Annotated in this window: 18 protein-coding genes; 9 read left to right on the plus strand and 9 right to left on the minus strand. The window is 42.8% G+C overall.

Translation table 11 applies throughout. From position 1 onward, the window contains the following. Window positions 1-918: a ribose ABC transporter substrate-binding protein RbsB gene (gene rbsB, locus NPA43_RS16280; RefSeq protein ID WP_099726455.1), complete on the plus strand. Its 918-nt coding sequence runs from the start codon at window positions 1-3 to the stop codon at window positions 916-918. Between the two features lie 34 nt (window positions 919-952). Here the strand turns inward: rbsB and NPA43_RS16285 are convergent, their stop codons facing one another. Both NPA43_RS16285 and alsR read right to left on the minus strand, forming a co-directional pair. Next, window positions 953-1,570 (minus strand): flavin reductase family protein, encoded by a 618-nt coding sequence (locus tag NPA43_RS16285; protein ID WP_230030862.1) that lies wholly within the window; start codon window positions 1,568-1,570, stop codon window positions 953-955. A gap of 59 nt (window positions 1,571-1,629) precedes the next feature. Beyond that, window positions 1,630-2,517, minus strand: coding sequence for an acetoin biosynthesis transcriptional regulator AlsR (gene alsR, locus NPA43_RS16290; RefSeq protein ID WP_099726457.1), 888 nt, complete (start codon window positions 2,515-2,517; stop codon window positions 1,630-1,632). A 150-nt stretch (window positions 2,518-2,667) separates the two neighbouring features. Between alsR and alsS the strand changes: the two genes are divergently transcribed. The 5 genes from alsS to NPA43_RS16315 all read left to right on the plus strand — a co-directional run bounded on the left by alsS (window position 2,668) and on the right by NPA43_RS16315 (window position 6,934). Beyond that, complete coding sequence (gene alsS / locus NPA43_RS16295) at window positions 2,668-4,368, plus strand: acetolactate synthase AlsS (protein WP_230030640.1); 1,701 nt, start codon at window positions 2,668-2,670, stop codon at window positions 4,366-4,368. Between the two features lie 35 nt (window positions 4,369-4,403). Continuing rightward, the gene (gene budA, locus NPA43_RS16300; protein WP_099726459.1) at window positions 4,404-5,174 is read left to right on the plus strand and encodes an acetolactate decarboxylase; all 771 of its coding nucleotides are present in this window, start codon (window positions 4,404-4,406) and stop codon (window positions 5,172-5,174) included. A 152-nt stretch (window positions 5,175-5,326) separates the two neighbouring features. After that, a complete protein-coding gene (locus NPA43_RS16305; RefSeq protein WP_099726460.1) occupies window positions 5,327-5,803 on the plus strand; it encodes a chromate efflux transcriptional regulator ChrS in 477 nt (158 codons plus the stop codon). A 16-nt stretch (window positions 5,804-5,819) separates the two neighbouring features. Beyond that, entirely contained in the window at window positions 5,820-6,401 is a 582-nt protein-coding gene (locus tag NPA43_RS16310; protein WP_099726461.1) for a chromate efflux transporter ChrB, read from the plus strand. Beyond that, window positions 6,401-6,934 carry a chromate efflux transporter ChrA gene (locus NPA43_RS16315; protein ID WP_099726561.1) on the plus strand — a complete coding sequence of 178 codons (534 nt, stop codon included), beginning with the start codon at window positions 6,401-6,403 and terminating at the stop codon, window positions 6,932-6,934. Before NPA43_RS16310 ends, NPA43_RS16315 begins: the two co-directional genes overlap by 1 nt. Window positions 6,935-6,973: 39 nt before the next feature. Here the strand turns inward: NPA43_RS16315 and NPA43_RS16320 are convergent, their stop codons facing one another. Both NPA43_RS16320 and NPA43_RS16325 read right to left on the minus strand, forming a co-directional pair. After that, entirely contained in the window at window positions 6,974-8,293 is a 1,320-nt protein-coding gene (locus NPA43_RS16320) for a UDP-glucose dehydrogenase family protein (RefSeq protein ID WP_256499066.1), read from the minus strand. Between the two features lie 116 nt (window positions 8,294-8,409). Further along, entirely contained in the window at window positions 8,410-8,553 is a 144-nt protein-coding gene (locus NPA43_RS16325) for a YwzD family small protein (protein WP_003214884.1), read from the minus strand. 186 nt (window positions 8,554-8,739) lie between these two features. Between NPA43_RS16325 and NPA43_RS16330 the strand changes: the two genes are divergently transcribed. Together NPA43_RS16330 and NPA43_RS16335 are read left to right on the plus strand one after the other, a co-directional pair. Then, window positions 8,740-10,347, plus strand: a complete 1,608-nt coding sequence (locus NPA43_RS16330) for an SWIM zinc finger family protein (protein ID WP_256499067.1) — start codon at window positions 8,740-8,742, stop codon at window positions 10,345-10,347. Beyond that, entirely contained in the window at window positions 10,334-13,111 is a 2,778-nt protein-coding gene (locus NPA43_RS16335) for a DEAD/DEAH box helicase (RefSeq protein WP_249704865.1), read from the plus strand. Before NPA43_RS16330 ends, NPA43_RS16335 begins: the two co-directional genes overlap by 14 nt. Before the next feature lie 75 nt (window positions 13,112-13,186). Here the strand turns inward: NPA43_RS16335 and NPA43_RS16340 are convergent, their stop codons facing one another. From NPA43_RS16340 to NPA43_RS16350, 3 genes are all read right to left on the minus strand, one after another. Continuing rightward, window positions 13,187-13,975, minus strand: a complete 789-nt coding sequence (locus NPA43_RS16340; RefSeq protein WP_099726465.1) for a YtvA family blue-light photoreceptor — start codon at window positions 13,973-13,975, stop codon at window positions 13,187-13,189. Between the two features lie 153 nt (window positions 13,976-14,128). Continuing rightward, window positions 14,129-14,989, minus strand: a complete 861-nt coding sequence (locus NPA43_RS16345; RefSeq protein ID WP_218964428.1) for a Cof-type HAD-IIB family hydrolase — start codon at window positions 14,987-14,989, stop codon at window positions 14,129-14,131. A 402-nt stretch (window positions 14,990-15,391) separates the two neighbouring features. Continuing rightward, entirely contained in the window at window positions 15,392-15,748 is a 357-nt protein-coding gene (locus tag NPA43_RS16350; RefSeq protein ID WP_099726467.1) for a hypothetical protein, read from the minus strand. Between the two features lie 116 nt (window positions 15,749-15,864). Between NPA43_RS16350 and NPA43_RS16355 the strand changes: the two genes are divergently transcribed. Continuing rightward, window positions 15,865-16,275 (plus strand): YwpF-like family protein, encoded by a 411-nt coding sequence (locus tag NPA43_RS16355; RefSeq protein ID WP_003215215.1) that lies wholly within the window; start codon window positions 15,865-15,867, stop codon window positions 16,273-16,275. Window positions 16,276-16,497: 222 nt separating this feature from the next. Here the strand turns inward: NPA43_RS16355 and mscL are convergent, their stop codons facing one another. Both mscL and fabZ read right to left on the minus strand, forming a co-directional pair. Then, the gene (gene mscL / locus NPA43_RS16360; protein WP_230030635.1) at window positions 16,498-16,893 is read right to left on the minus strand and encodes a large conductance mechanosensitive channel protein MscL; all 396 of its coding nucleotides are present in this window, start codon (window positions 16,891-16,893) and stop codon (window positions 16,498-16,500) included. A 127-nt stretch (window positions 16,894-17,020) separates the two neighbouring features. Continuing rightward, window positions 17,021-17,455 carry a 3-hydroxyacyl-ACP dehydratase FabZ gene (gene fabZ, locus NPA43_RS16365; RefSeq protein ID WP_099726469.1) on the minus strand — a complete coding sequence of 145 codons (435 nt, stop codon included), beginning with the start codon at window positions 17,453-17,455 and terminating at the stop codon, window positions 17,021-17,023. Window positions 17,456-17,547 lie beyond the last annotated feature (92 nt).

A 17,547-nucleotide genomic window follows, 5' to 3' on the forward strand; every position in this document is an offset into this window, starting at 1 on the left:
ATGAAAAAATATCTCATTCTCATCCTGACTCTCTCATTGTTCATGCTCTCTGCCTGTTCACTTGAACCGCCAGAGTGGGCCAAGTCATCAAAGGATGGCAAGAAAAAAGACATCAAAATCGGGCTATCCATCTCGACCTTAAATAACCCATTCTTCGTTTCTCTGAAAAACGGCGTGACAAAAGAAGCGAAAAAGCTTGGCATTGAAGTCGTTATTGCAGATGCACAAAATGATTCAGCCAAACAAACGAGTGATGTCGAAGATTTAATTCAGCAAGGGGTCGACGCATTGCTCATCAACCCAGCCGATTCTTCTGCCATATCAACAGCTGTCGAATCAGCGAATGCTTCAGATATACCTGTCATCACATTAGACCGCTCAGCAGAAAGCGGAAAGGTGGAAGCACTTGTTGCATCAGATAACGTCAAAGGCGGCGAAATGGCAGCTGACTTTATGATCGACAAGCTCGGCAAAGGAGCGAAGGTCGCTGAATTAGAAGGTGTGCCAGGAGCTTCCGCCACACGTGAGCGCGGAAAAGGGTTCCATCAAATAGCGGACAAAGATCTAGATGTTACAGCAAAACAAGCCGCTGACTTCGACCGGACAAAAGGATTGAATGTCATGGAAAACCTGCTTCAAGGAAACCCAGACATCCAAGCGGTCTTTGCACACAATGATGAAATGGCACTTGGCGCTTTAGAGGCCATCCAAAGCTCCGGGAAAGACATTCTCGTCGTCGGCTTTGACGGAAACGAAGATGCACTAAACTCGATCAAAGCCGGAAAGCTTTCCGCAACGGTCGCACAGCAGCCAGAGCTAATCGGTAAACTGGCCGTTGACGCTGCAAACGACGTATTAAAAGGGAAGAAAGTACAAAAGAATATCGCCGCTCCGCTAAAACTTGAACAAAAGAAATAAACAAAACCCCCGACAGCCTCGGGGGTTTTTCACATTATTCTGGTCTTTTGAGCACAAATGACGTGCCTAAATGAGCGTAATCATTTCCTGCTAAACGTGCGACTGGCTTTAATTCATTAGTAGAAATATATCCTTTTTCCGCATCATAGACAGCCTCATCTAAATGCGCACATACAACCCGGCCAATGATATGATCGACCGTGATCTCTCCTTCATCATTTTGAAAGGTCAGATGCTGCTCTAACTGACATTCAAAGCGAATGCGTGCTTCCTTGATGCCAGGAACTGAAACAACACTGCTCTTTACTTGATGAAGACGGGTTCGATCCAGCTCACTCTCTTCCTGCGGCAAAGTAGCAGCCGTTTCATTAATATCCTGTATGATGTCTTCATCACTGACATGAACAACAAACTCTTTCCTATCTATGATATGCTGCGCCGTATCTTTCATCTCTCCTTGACGTCGTCCGATGGAAACAGCGATGAGCGGCGGGTGTCCACTGATGACATTAAAGAAACTAAACGGTGCGGCATTTACGACATTTTCTTTAGACAGACTTGTAATAAACGCAATCGGTCTTGGAACAATGGAGCCAGATAATAATTTATATGCTTCTTTTCGTGACAGCTGATCCATTTGGAATGTAATCACTTCAGGCACGCCTCCTCTTTTATGTAACGACATCATACCATATCTACTTCTTTATGCCCTTACTCCGGCTCAGCACGATGGAGAATATGATGAACAAGATGAAATAAAGCAGGATTATGATTTTCTCGTCTATAGGAAATAGTCCATTCGGCCAGAAGCTGTTCATCTTCAATCGACCGATACACAACATCTAGGTTAAATAAACGCCGTGCCGATGTTGGAATGACTGCAATGCCGATACCTGCTGTGACAAGTCCAATGACCATTTGATATTCCGCCGCTTCCTGCACGATATTCGGAGAAAAACCGTACTTTTCACATAGCAGGACAAAGTGCTGATAAAGGGACGGCCACGATTCCTTTGATAAAGAAATAATCGGTTCTTCACGGATATCTTCGATCGTGACCGCCTCTTTTTTCGCCAGTGGATGATTTTTCGGAATTGCAAAAATACATTCACTTTGTTTCATTAAACGACTGACCAGTTCTTCATGCGGTGATGTGGGATGTAAAAAGCCAATATCAATCTCCCCATTCAAAAGCGCCCGCAGCTGCTGCGAGACAGAAAGCTGCTTCAGTTCAATACTGACTGAGGGATACAGCTCTCTGAATTCACGGACAACGGGCGGGAGAATATCATACGTCGCTGTTCCAACAAACCCTATGATGATTTTCCCAAGCTCCCCTCTTGCTGTATGCCGGGCATGATCAACAGCTTTATCAAGCTGTTGCAGCACCCCCCGCACCTCATGTAAAAAGACCTTCCCAGCAGATGTTAACTCCACCACTCGTTTAGACCGGTGAAACAAAGGAAACCCCAATTCTTCTTCAAACTGCTTAATTTGCTGACTAAGTGGAGGCTGTGTCATATTCAACCGTGCGGCCGCTCTGCCGAAATGCAGCTCCTCCGCTACTGTGACAAAATACTGCAAATGTCTCAGTTCCATTCTTTCACTCCTCGCACACTTATTCGTAAAACATATCAAAACCACGTTAAACATATATTGGAAATTTTATTTTGTGAAATGTATAGTAAATCATATCACGAAAATATATTTTCATAAAAAATTTTACTTGCCGAAAGGAGTGCGGGGTATATGAATTCTCAAGCACAACCCCTAACAAAACGAGGAGCAGAGTTGATTGTCGATACGTTGATTGCTCAAGGTGTGACCCATGTTTTTGCGATTCCAGGTGCAAAAATTGACGCGGTATTCGATGTATTGAAAGACAGAGGTCCAGAACTTGTTCTATGCAGACACGAACAAAATGCGGCCTTTATGGCAGCTGCTGTCGGTCGTTTAACTGGCAAGCCAGGCGTTTGTCTCGTCACATCAGGTCCTGGTGCATCTAATTTAGCAACAGGTCTATTAACAGCAAATACTGAAGGTGACCCTGTTGTCGCAATCGCTGGAAACGTCATTCGTGCGGATCGGCTGAAACGAACACATCAATCACTCGACAATGCGTCATTATTCAAACCAGTGACAAAATATAGCGTTGAAGTACAAGACGTAAGCAATATACCAGAAGCATTAACTAATGCTTTTCGCGCGGCACAAAGAGGTCAAGCTGGAGCAGCATTTATCAGCTTTCCACAAGATGTCGTGACAGAACACACCACACAAACATCAGTGTCTGCTCACCCTTCTCCAGAACTAGGTCCTGCACCGGATGCTCTCATCAGTTCGGCCATCGCCAAAATTCAAAATGCACACTTACCTGTGGCAATTGTGGGAATGAAAGCTAGTCGTCCAGCTGCTGCAAACGCCACAAGAAAATTATTAAAAACACTTGGTATACCATTTGTCGAAACGTACCAGGGAGCCGGCGTTCTCTCAAGAGAGCTCGAGTCTCAATATGTGGGTAGAATCGGCTTATTCCGTAATCAGCCGGGAGATCTTCTCATTGAGCAAGCAGATGTCATTTTGACCATCGGCTTTGACCCGATCGAATATGATCCGAAGCATTGGAATATCAAGCCGCAGCAGCGCCAGATCGTCCATGTTGATGATATGCAGGCGGATATTGACCATTTTTATGAACCAACGCTTGAGCTTGTTGGCAATATATCTGAAACCATCCAACACCTAGCACACGACAGTGTTCCACTTTCACTATGCAAAGAGAAAGTAGAGCTAGTCACTGATTTACAGGACCTATTAAACGATATCGAAAAAGCACCAGAAAGAGAAAGTCATCTGTCTCACCCGCTCGATGTCATTCATACATTGAGACGCCTGATTCCTGATGACACGAAGGTCACATGTGATATCGGATCTCACGCGATTTGGATGTCCCGTCACTTCCGCGTCTATGAACCGAACACATTCCTAGTAAGTAACGGAATGCAAACACTCGGCGTGGCATTACCATGGGCAATTGCTGCCTCTATTTTGAATCCAGATGAGAAAATTATTTCTATCTCAGGCGATGGTGGTTTTCTCTTCTCTGCAATGGAGTTAGAAACAGCCGTCCGCATGAAAACAAACCTCGTTCATCTCGTTTGGAATGACAGCACATATGATATGGTGGCGTTCCAGCAGGAAATGAAATATGACCGCACGTCCTGCGTTGAATTCGGACAGATCGACTTAGTGAAATATGCGGAAAGCTTTGGAGCAACTGGGTTACGTGTAAACTCACCTGAAGAGCTTTCAACCGTCCTTCAAAAGGGTATAAACATAAAAGGACCTGTCATTATTGATATTCCGATTGACTATCAAGACAACCCAGACCTCGCCAGTCAAAAATGGCCAGAAGTCTTTCGCGAAACACACACATTGAACGTCAGATAAGATTTCTATACATTACATCAAAGGAGTGAGCGGATATGGGTATGATGCACCCAATGAATCAACACAGCGACACAAGACAGCATGACAAACAGCAAGAGGTCTATCAAGTATCGACGATGACCTCCCTGCTGGAAGCCGTATACGATGGAGATTTCTCCCTCGCGCATATTCCTGAACACGGTGATTTCGGCATTGGTACATTCAATCAATTAGATGGAGAGCTGATCGGCTTTGACGGCGCATTTTATCGACTGCGCTCGGATGGAACAGCGACACCGGTAACAGATCAAGATTATTCACCATTCTGCTCTCTAGCATTCTTTGAAACGGATATCGTTCATCGAATTGATGCACCAATGACTTCTAAAGAGCTAGAAGAAGAAATTGACCGCATTTTACCAAGTAAAAATGTTTTTTATGCGATCCGCATTGATGGATCATTCAAAAAGGTTCAAACCCGAACGGTCGAAAAACAGGAAAAACCTTACGTTCCAATGGTGGAAGCAGTTAAGTCACAGCCTATTTTCGATTTTGAGGATATTCATGGAACGATCGCAGGGTTCCGTACACCGCAGTACGCACATGGTATTGCGGTGAGTGGATATCACCTTCACTTTATTGATGATGATCGGCGTGTCGGCGGGCACGTATTTGATTACACCGTTGATCAAGTCACCATCCGAATCTCTCAAAAACGTCATATGAATTTACACCTGCCAAATACGCAGGATTTCTTCCAAGCTGACCTTGATCGAGCTGACCTTGCACAGCAAATAGCCAGTGCGGAAAGCAGCCCAGATAAATAAGATGAAGACACCCCGGTGATACCGGGGTGTTTTTTATACACATCGATTGTTTATCAAACATAACGATTTCATTTCGTTTGTAAATTGAAATTCAATCATTCTATTCGTAATAAAATATGATAGAATATCAACAGAAGAAAGGTGGTCATACGGTGTCAAACGATTATAGCATTCCAAACTTAACATTAGATGAAAGAGATAAACAAATTTTATCCCTATTACACGAGGACGGGCGTATGTCCTATACAGATCTCGGGAAACAAGTCGGTCTTTCACGTGTTGCCGTGCAAGTCCGAATTCAGCAGCTCATTGAAGCAGGTGTCATTGAACGATTTACCGCTGTGATTAACCCCGCGAAGATCGGCATTCATGTTTCTGTCTTCTTTAATGTAGAGGTTGAGCCGAAATTTTTAGAAATGGTAGCCCTTCAGCTTGAGCAGGAAACAGCTGTCACAAGCCTTTACCATATGACAGGACCAAGCAAGCTGCATATGCATGGCATTTTTCAAAATGAACAGGAAATGGAGACATTCCTCACAAAGAAGCTATATCCGCTTGAAGGCGTCGTCAGTGTCGACTGCCAGATGCTCATTAAACGATACAAAAGCCGAATGGGCATGAAATTGTAGACAGGAGTTGAACCATTTGCAATCATATATCGAACTCATCATCGCAATGGTACGAACCGGTATTCTCGGCTTTGGCGGAGGCCCTTCCGTGATACCGCTCATTCGTCATGAAGCGGTGGTGAAATATCAATGGATCAATGATGACGAATTTGGAGAAACACTCGCCATCGCCAATGCATTACCCGGTCCGATCGCCACTAAGATGTCGGCATACCTCGGCTATCGATTAAAAGGGGCATGCGGCGCCATTGTCGCAACAGCTGCTCATATTTTACCGACATGTCTCGCCATGGTGGCACTTGTCACACTTGTCAGCGTCTTAAGCTCCTCACAAATCATTCAAAATATGATTGGCGCTGTGACACCAGTCATTGCCGTTCTATTAGGCATCATGGCATATGATTTTGGGCAAAAAACGCTGAAAGGCTTCGGAATGATCTTCGGTGTCACTCTGTTCCTTCTTGCATTTATCGGCCTTCAGGTGCTATCCATTCATCCAGGAATCATTGTCATCATCTTTTTATGCTATGGCGCCTTTCATTTCAAACTGAAACATCACTGGAATCGAACAAATAAAGAGAAAGGAGTGTCTTCATGATGCTGATTCTCTTTTTATTCTGGGCATTCTTCTTGTCCAACCTGTTAGGCTATGGCGGAGGCCCTGCATCGATCCCGCTCAATTATGAAGAAATCGTCAATCATTTTCATTGGATGACGAACGAAGGATTCTCCAATATGCTTGCTTTAGCCAATGCACTTCCAGGACCAATCGCTACGAAAATTGCGGCATATGTGGGCTATGATGTCATGGGCTGGCCAGGCTTTATCGTAGCACTGCTTGCAACTGTACTTCCCTCCGCTGTTGGATTGATTTTATTACTAAAGCTCATTGACCGCTTTCGCCAATCTCCTGTCGTAAAAGGCATGACCTTATCCGTACAGCCTGTCATTGCCATGATGATGCTTTTATTAACATGGGAAATCGGCGGAGATGCAGTGAAAGCCATTGGCTGGACTCAATCGCTCGCCATTGCTGCCATCTCATTTTTCTTTATGACCAAATTCAAGATGCACCCTGCCTTTCTCATTGTGGCTGCATTTTTATATGGCGGATTCATTCTTCCGCATTAACGTTAAAAACCGATAACATCATCTGTTATCGGTTTTCTTTTACATAAAAATAGGAGAGACGGGCCTGCGTCCAATAGAATGATATTCGACCCCTGCTCGTTCTGCTGCTTCAAGCGTATGGCAGTTTCGACCATCAAAAATGAGCGGCTGGCTCATCCATTTCTTATAGGCCGAGAGCGGAAAAGCCTGTATATCCGCCCACTCTGTTAATATACAGACCGCATTGGCATCCTTTATCGCTTCTTCAATGGTTTGAGCAAAAAAGACTTGATCAGGCAGTTCACGGGCTGCCTTGCGTACGGCAACAGGATCATAGGCCACCAGTTCCGCGCCTAATTGATGGAGCTCATGAGCAATCGGGATCGATGGCGCCTCCCTCATATCATCTGTATTTGGCTTAAAGGACAGACCAAGAAGTGCGATTCGCTTCCCTTCCAGATTAGCCCCCAGCCGCCCCTGAATACTTCGGATAAAACTGGCTTTCTGCTCATTGTTTACTTTGATCACAGCCTTTAACAGCTCAAAATCATGGGACACATGCCCTGCGATTTGGACAAGTGCATTTGTATCCTTTGGAAAACAGGAACCTCCGTAGCCAATGCCCGCCCTGAGAAACGAAGAACCGATCCGCTGATCAAGCCCCATTCCCTGTGCCACCCATTCAACATCAGCACCTGTTTTTTCACAAATCGAGGCAATTTCATTCATAAAGCTGATTTTTGTCGCTAGAAAAGCATTTGATGCGTACTTGATCATTTCTGCACTTTTACGATTTGTTTTCACAACTGGAAGGTGAAAATCAGCATACATGGCCTCTAGCTGGTCTAATACGCCTTTTGTTTCAGCCCCAATCACAAGCCGATCCGCTCTCAATGTATCTGAAATGGCGGACCCTTCCCGTAAAAATTCTGGATTAGATGCGATAGATAACGGCTCATTCCGCCCTAATTCTTGATGAATCAAACGATCGAGTTGATCACCCGTTCCTACAGGCACCGTACTTTTCACCACAAGCACCGCACCTGGCTTCGCTTTTATGCCCATCTCTTTTGCAGCCTGAAACACATACTGCAAATCGGCTTGGCCGTCTGCCTGCTGCGGGGTACCGACGGCAATCATTAACACATCAGCCCGCGGGTAGGCTGCCGCTCCATTGACATGAAAATGAATTCGTCCTTGCTCAAGATTCCGTTTCAGCAGCTCTTTTACCCCGGGTTCATACATCGGAGGATTTCCCTGCTTCAGCTGCATGACCTTTCGGCGGTCAATATCAATACACGTCACGTCATGTCCTGCCTCCGCTAAACACACACCCGTGACAAGCCCCACATACCCACAGCCTGCAATCGCTATATTCATGACACCATCAGCTCCCCATACCCCTTATGCTTATAATGTCATCGTATGCCGGGAGTTTTCTTTCCATTCATAAAAGCATACAAAAACCCCCTGCCGAAACTAGCAGGGGGTCACCTTTATGAAACAAGACCATTTCGAATATGAGCAATCAAATTTTCAAGCATTTCTTTTGTTGTGACATCATTTGAATTTTCACCAATATCATGAGCGTACATCAAAATCTTTAAAAACTCTTCTTGATTTAAACCCTTATTATCCATGTCTGTATCCTTTCGATTCCACTAATTTCATTATTATATGCTGTAAGGTTGGTTTATGCAATACTCTAATACATCATTCGACAGCTTTTAAAATTTATGACCATTTTCATGAAAAACTTTTTTATAAATCACCATTGAGCTATAATAAAAGAATTGGAATCTTTTACTTGGTTAGGAGCGGATCAAATGCTTCAGCACAACTTCAACGAAGAAGAAGTCAAACAAACAGCCGAACAGATCAAAGAACTTCTTCCTGCGACAGATGAAAACAAACAACTCATCAAAAAAGCATTGATTACTTATAGACAGGACAGCGTATATCGTCTCAAGCAAGAGTCTGATACCGAATGGTCAGCTTATGTACATGATGTCGTGGCAGCAAGAGTCCACTTTCATGTGCTGTTTCCAGTGAGAAGCAGCTGCTCATGTCCAGCTGAAGGACTTTGTAAACACATCCTCGCTGTCTTCTTTTCGCTATACGCTCAAGTAGAGAGTGTGACCGGCTTTACAGAAAATTGGTCAGAACAGGATGAGTTACAGCGCAGCAAAGAATTGATTCGACAGCACTTCCAAGTGAAGCGCCCAGACGAACAATCACTCCAAAGCTGGCTGACTTTTTTCCAGGATGAATTTAATCTCTGGCTGAAACGGACACCGAAGCATCAGCAAACACCACAGCATTTGTATTACGGCTATTTATCGATCCTAAAAAAACACGCACCCACTTCACCTGAATTCAAGAGTTTGTATGCGATTCATACGTCCATTGATGTGTGGTTACGGCTCCATGAGCTTATTGACCTCGGCCGGCTCGATGCCGAAAAAGACTTTTATTCCATGAATCCATATGTAGAACAGCTCATGAACACCATTTTTGATTCAGTGGATCATTTGAAGACATACGCCCTTTCCTTTTCCCTCGATCCGTTTCTTGAAAACACACCAACTGCCGTTCGGACACTTCTTCAAATAAGCGGACCTTTCCAGCATGAACGAGTAGCGGTCTTTATGGAGATTTGGGGAACCATATTAAATAGAGGGAAATGGGTCAAAAAAGAAACAGAATTGCTCAAGAACGCTCAGCAGCAAGAACAAACGGTTGAACGTACCATCGGGCTCATGCACATGGATTATTTGCTCAAAGAAGACGAAAGGCTCTTTCAGCAATTACAGCTGCTCAATGCACATATACTGCCAAATGTGCTCAATTGGCTGAAGGATCTCACCAACCGCAAGGACTGGAAACGACTCAAGCTTTGGTATAACGAGATCTCCTATGTATTAGAAGAATATTGCCAGCTGGATCTTTCCTACAGAGAACTGCGAGCAGCCGTCAGTGATTTCTTCTTTTATTTAGATGCGTACTTTAAGCAGACGAAGGATCATCATTTATATGAACGCTACCTCCAAATCTGCATGCCCTATGCTTTTACTGAATATAGTCAGCTTTTATATGCACAGCAGCGATATGCAGAATGGATTGAGATTCACAGCCTTGTTGGTTTCTCCATCAGTGAATTGGAAAAGGAACTGATCAAACAGATTGCAAAAGAGGAGCCTGAAGCGCTCATTCCATCTTACCACCGTGAAATCTCACTGCTTCTCGATCAAAAGAATCGAAGTGCCTATCGAGAGTCTGTGAAAATGCTCAAAAAACTGCGTACGCTTTATCATAAAACGAAAAAAACCGCGATTTGGGAAAGATATGTGAAGCAGCTGCAAGATTCAACGAAACGGCTGCGAGCGTTCCAAGAGGAATTGAAGAAAGGAAAATTAATTGATGACACGCCATAAACAAATTGTCATTCATGCAGAACAAACAGAAGATTTCTCTTTCACCATTTCAGCCCAAGCAGAGGACGGACACCCTGTTCCGCTTAATGAAATGAAAAGACAGCTTTTCCAATGGCACGAATCTTCTTTTTACGGAACGTTCTTAGAAGATGTGAGCTTTATTGGCACACCTGCCTTCCTGTTAAGCCCTTGGATGACCGTTGAACTGCTAGGAAAAAATTCATTTAATACCTTTAGTCACGTGACATTAACGGATGAAACCGAGCCGCTTATGAAAACAGCCTCTACCATTTACGAATTCATCGAGGATGAAGATTTCGTTCCCGATTACGAGGCATGGACAGAAGGTGTACTTCGGTTTAAAGACAAAGAAGGCATATTAGATGGCTATACGGCTGATTGGTTCTCCTTTGCTGTACAGGATTACATTCAATATGATGATGCCCTGCAGCACAAATGGAACCGCATGACTGCACAATCGCCTGCGCTCTCATCCTTTCAAGGGCATTTTTTAGATGAGCAGGATTTTTTGGAGACGATTGGCTGGATTGATGATGAGACACCTTTCACTGTCGGCCTCCGCTTAAATGAGCCGGAATACGACGGGGATGATTGGAAAATCGAATTGTTTTTACGTGATAAGAAAAACAGCGATCTTCACTTCTTTGAAGGCATCCGATCATTAAAAAGATCCTGGCGTCCGTATGAAGAAAAAATCTCACGAGAGCTGGAGCGATTCAGTCAAATTGTTCCTTGGCTCTCTTTCACATCTGGCACGACGCTCATGTCAGAAGAAGAAGCATGGCTCTTCCTATCTGAAGCAAGTGAAACACTTGTGAATATGGGGATTGAGATTCTGCTCCCATCATGGTGGCAAATCGTAAAGGAAAGCACGATGATGCTAAAAGCAAGGATTTCCTCAACACCACGAGGCGAATCGCATGTCGGAATGGATGCCTTAATGGACTTTAATTGGCGCTTTGCGACTAACGGCATCGAGCTGACAGAAGATGAGTTCAACGAGCTTGTTCAAAGTAAACGCCGCCTTGTCAATATTCGCGGGCAATGGATAAAAATAGATCCGACCTTCATCCAGCAAATGAAAAAATGGATGGAGCGTGCCGAAAATGAAGGACTTCACATGTCTGATATCTTGTCACGTGAACTGGCAGATCAAGAGGCATCCTCTGAAGCCATCCCAGAGCTTTTAGATAGTTCGTCATTTGCCCATATTCAATTTGAACTTTCATCTCAATTAAGAGGGCTGGTCCATCAGTTAAATGATACACATGAGCTGCCTTCTTACAAAATGAGTGAGTCCTTTAAAGGCACACTGCGTCCGTATCAGCAGCACGGTGTGAACTGGCTTTTATTTTTAAGATCTCATGGGTTCGGGGCTTGTTTAGCAGATGATATGGGACTTGGAAAAACAATTCAAATGATCGCATATTTCACCTATTTGAAGGAGCAGCAGCAAACGACCGCTCCATCTCTCATCATTGCGCCGACCTCTGTTTTAGGAAACTGGCAACGAGAGCTTGAAACATTTGCACCACATTTGAGTGTCGCCTTGCATTACGGGCCATCACGTCCACAAGGGGAGAACTTTACAAAAGCTTACGAGTCAACAGATATTGTCCTGACGTCTTACGGGCTCTCACATTCTGATCGCGATGAATTAACATCAGCAAAGTGGAATACCATTTGTTTAGACGAAGCCCAGAACATCAAGAATGCCCATACGAAACAATCGAGAGCGATTAGGCAATTAAAAGGGCTGCATCACATTGCCCTCAGCGGAACACCGATGGAGAACCGCTTGACGGAGCTTTGGTCCATTTTCGACTTCGTCAACAAAGGGTATCTCGGCAGCCTGACCAGCTTTCATAAGAAATTCGTTCTTCCGATTGAAAAAGATCGTGAAGAAAAAAGAATTGAACAGCTGCAGCAGCTGATCAAGCCTTTCTTATTAAGACGAACAAAACAAGATGAAGAGGTCGCTCTGAATCTGCCTGAGAAACTAGAAGAAAAAGAATTCATCCCACTATCCGCTGAGCAGGCTTCTTTATATGAGCAGCTCGTCAAGGATACATTTGAACATATGGCTTCATTAACAGGGATGCAGAGGAAAGCCATTATTTTAAGTATGCTCGGCAGACTCAAACAGATTTGCGATCACCCTGCTCTCTATTTAAAAGAAAGCGGGACAGATGTGAAGCTGCTGAAACGTTCATTAAAAATGGATAAATTAGCAGAGCTGTTAAAAGCGATACATGAACAAGGTGAAAGCTGCCTCATTTTTACGCAGTATATTGAAATGGGCAACATGATCAAGCAGCTAGCGGAGAAGATGTTTGGAGAACCTGTTCAATTTTTAAATGGCAGCTTATCAAAACAGGAGCGGGACAAAATGGTGGAACGCTTCCAGAAGAAAGAGTTCAACATCTTAATTCTTTCTTTAAAAGCAGGAGGAACAGGGCTTAACTTAACCGCCGCAAATCATGTCATTCACTACGATAGATGGTGGAATCCTGCTGTGGAAAACCAAGCGACAGACCGTGCTTACCGTATTGGACAAAAACGATTTGTTCACGTCCATAAGATGATCACAACCGGCACAATCGAGGAGAAAATCGATCAAATGCTCGAAACAAAACAAACATTAAATGATCAAATTATCCAAAGTGAAAGCTGGATTACAGAGCTATCGACGAACGAACTAGAAGATTTATTCACATTAAGTGCGGCAGCTCAATCATCTTAATCACAGCAAAAGAGGACTTTTCTCAAGCTTGATGAAAAGTCCTCTTTTTTAATTTCAATTCATGATAGAAGATTGTTAAATTTGCAGCTTTTTCAATGCAGATTTCACGTTCATATACGTATTCAAATCACGGAAGTCCTCTTTCATTTCTCCCATTTTCATCGCAAGATTTGGTTTAATTCCTGTCACAATCAGTTCAGTGCCAGTCATTAAAATCAAATCGTTCAGCTTAAAGATCGCATCTGCCACAAATGAATCCACCTCTAATAAACCAGACAGATCCACAATAAAATAATCATCCTTGGATTGAGAGATATAGGTGGAGACCGTTGAGATGATTTTATCAAATCTTGGCGCTGTTAACGTACCAATGATCGGTAACACAGAGATACCATCCTTCACCGGAACAATAGGGACAGAAATATTGAGCACTTCATCAATCGATTGCTCAAGAAGCTCCTGCTGTTCCTTCTCTTTCGTAACATCTTTTTGCAGACCAACGAAATAAAGACGTTTTCCTTCATTCTCATCAATCCAAAGAGGAGCCACACTTAACTCGTTCCAAAACATTTGTCCAGATTTTTTGTGATTTTTCAGCTGAACAGTGACAGCCTCTTTGTTCTCAATGGCTGTTCTAATTTGCTTTAAAGCGATTTGCTCAGTTTCATCTCCTTGAAGGAAACGACAATTCTTCCCTAGTACTTCTGCTTCTTGATAGCCTGTCATATCTAAAAAGCCCTTGTTCACATATATTAAAGGATTATCAGGTAAAGACGGGTCCGTCACCGTCAGGCCAACCTGAGTATAGTCTAAGGCTTCCTTGATTAAATGAAGATTTTCGGACTTATAAGATTCCAGCGCCATTCGTTTACTCTCCTTAATTTCCTTACAAGCGGGTTATATTCATATTTAAATTATATGATGTTCCACAGCAGGTGTAAATAGAAGTAGTTCTGAATTCCTCTTTTGTAGAATGCGCTTTATCCTATGTGATTTATACAAATACATCCGATTCGTCTATTTCAAAAGATGTCGAATCATATGCGCCACACCATGTTCATCATTTGTTAACGTGACGTGATCAGCTATTTCTTTTATATCCTTTCTTGCATTACCCATCGCAACCCCAAGACCAGCTGCTTGAAGCATCGATTCGTCATTTAAACTGTCTCCTACAGCTGCTGTCTGGCTTAAAGGGATACCAAGCCTTTCTGCCAGCCTTGTTAATGCCTGCCCTTTAGACGCATCCTTTGAACCAATCTCAAAGTTATGATCAGCCGAACTGACCACAGTTAACTCTGAATCATGTCCAAATGTATCCCATCCGGCTTTCAGTCTGTCTTGAAAGAAAGAGAAGCCTAAAATGTTGTAAAATGAAAGCTTTTGATCCTCACGAAACAATTCTTCATATGTATCAATATAGGCAAAACCCGACTGGCTGTATTGAACTTCTGCCGCTTGCTTTAGAACACTTTGATCCGTTTCTGGATTTGCACTTTTTAAACGATCCATTTCGATCGCAAGAAGCTCTCTGCCGTGATTCGGTGTGAAAATGGCCTCATTCGTAAAGACTTCATAGTAATAGTCACGTTCCTCAAGCCATGATAATATGTGTTTGGCCTTTTCTTCTTGTAAATCAGCTGAGTGATACACTTGTCCACTTGGATCATGAATCACAGCTCCATTTGCACTAATCACCCACGTATTCATACCAAGCTGATCAAAAATAGACTTCACATCAAAATACGCTCTTCCTGTTGAAACGACAACCTCAATCCCGTTCACTGCTGCTTCCTTTAATGCCTGCTCGTTTTCCTGACTCACTTTGTGTTCACTGTTCAATAAAGTACCGTCTAAATCCGTTGCGATTAATTGAATGTTTGTCATCGTTCTCTCCTTTTTTGTCTGCATTTTCAATTGATATACCATTGATCATATCCATCATCATTATGAAATGAGTATCCACTATTCGCAAGGGATGATCGGCTTATCAATGAATAAAAGTGTACCCGGCCATGAAACATGACCGGATACACATAAGGGGATGATAGGGGACACATGACCTATACAAAGAAGCATCGGTTCTATTACGCAGTGTTCATTTGCACTAGGCAACGTCTATCAGCTTTAGCTAGAGGGGGGCTATTAGGTGCTAGACGTTTACCTTTTGATTTAAGACTGGCCTCCTTTCCTGTCAACTGCCCCTAGTCTACTGAGAAAAGTCGTATGTGACAAAACATGAAAATGACAAAATCGCCCTTCAAATTCTCTATTCCCTCTTTAATTTTTGTTTTTTACCGCTTGAGTATAAAACATCATCTTGTTTTGTTTGACGAAATACTTATTTTTCATAAATTGATAAAAAATATCTGAGTGAATCCAATTACTAGAAGGCATGTGAATATAATCAGATCCGTCCCACGCAAACCAATAAAAACAAAGCCGCCCGTCATGAATCGACAATTGAAATTCAAAGCAGTCCATTTGATCCTCTGTGACGTATTGAAAAGTGAGAGACTCGCCTTCTTCCATGTACACATCGCAAAATGAAAGAATGTCTCCCCATGAATATACTCGCATATTGCTTTTTTCCTTCTTCTCGCCAATATGTATTTTTCGCAGTTGATAGGACTCCATAAAACATCTCCTTTCACTTATATACAGCTAGTTCTGAGTAGGCAGCGGTTTCATTTATACAGATGTTGTATGCTATAATGATACTTACGAATAATGAACGTTGTGAGGTGATAAATATGAAAACCTTTAGGCTGATTGATCTCAAAATCGAACTTGATCCAAAGCAAGATAAAATGTCCAGCATTCCCCTTCGTGACGGTTTAATCATTAATAAAGAAGACGGTGAAAATCACTGGATGATCGAGGCACTCATTCCAAAGAAGCATAGACAAGTGTTTGAGGTGCTCTTTCAGCAGCACACAGAAGTGAAGATTCTCGTGACGATCACAAAAGAAAACAACCGCCCTGTTCATCTATCTGTCCAAGTCAAAAACATCGTTGCCTTAGAAGAAAACATTTCTGTGTTACTCGATGGTAAAATGATTACAAATCGTTACAGAACAGAAACCGAAGAAGTATTAAAAGACCTCGTCAAAGAGGGGCTTTCAGGAGAAAAACTGCTGGATGCTTTTAAACAAAACACATAAAAAAGAGCGGATCAGCCGCTCTCAGATTGTTGATGACAAAGGGCTAAAATGAACTTTATTTTAGCCTTTTGTTCTTTTCAGCGTGATAGAAAGCCCTTGAAGTCTAGGAAGGACGAGTATCGGAGCGAAGCAAATGAACGATTCGTGAGCACCGGCACGCAGGACTGCGGGCGAATGCGAGGGTTTGTCTACACGCTGAGAGCGGGGTTAGCCGCTCTTTTTCTATTGCACATCTTTAGATTGGCTTTGATTTTTCAATAGATCTCTAATTTCAGTTAGTAAAACTTCTGTTTGATCTGGTGTTTCCACAACCTCTTCTTCCTCTACCTTTTTCCGTTTTAATTTATTCAAATAACGAATAAAGATAAAAATGGAAAACGAGATAATCAAGAAATCAACCACTGTTTGAATGAAGTTACCATACAAAATTTGAGCATCTCCGATTTTAATGGCTAAATCGCTAAAATCATGCCCCCCAATAATAATACCGACAAGCGGCATGATCAAATCATTCACAAGAGAAGTGACAATTTTGCCAAATGCTCCCCCAATGATGACACCTACAGCCAAGTCAATGACATTCCCCTTGACTGCAAACTCTCTAAATTCTTTCAGCATCCTTTATCACCTTCATCTTTTTTTGTCTAATATGACGTTTTTTTGTCAAAAATGCAAGTCCTGATCCTTTCAGACTGAGCTTTTCCCATATAAAAAGCGGTTCATGCAAGATGAACCGCCAGGCAAATCATGATACTTTAGGACCGATAGAAAATGTAAGTTCTGCTTCACATGCAACTTCGCCATCTACTGTAGCTACCGCTTTTCCTTTTGCGACAGGACCACGGAGACGCGTCACTTCAACCTCTAAACGAAGCTGATCTCCAGGCTTGACCTGTCTTTTGAATCGGCAGCCGTCAATCCCTGCGAATAAACCAATCTTCCCTTTGTTTTCTTCTTTGCCTAACATAATCACTCCAAAAACCTGTGCGAGTGCTTCCACAATAAGTACACCCGGCATGACTGGATATCCTGGGAAATGACCGTTAAAGAATTCTTCATTGACTGTGACATTTTTAATCCCAACCGCTTTTTTCTCACCTTCAACCTCTAAAATACGGTCGACCAATAAGAATGGGTAACGGTGTGGAATAATCTCTTGAATTTGCTGAGCATCAAGCATATCTTGATCTCTCCTTCTTTTCTATATGGCTGATCTTCATTTGATTCCTATCAAAGTATATTATGAATGCTGTCATTTTTCAATATCCACTC

It is taken from the genome of Bacillus pumilus (assembly GCF_024498355.1).
Taxonomy (GTDB): Bacteria; Bacillota; Bacilli; order Bacillales; family Bacillaceae; genus Bacillus; species Bacillus pumilus_P.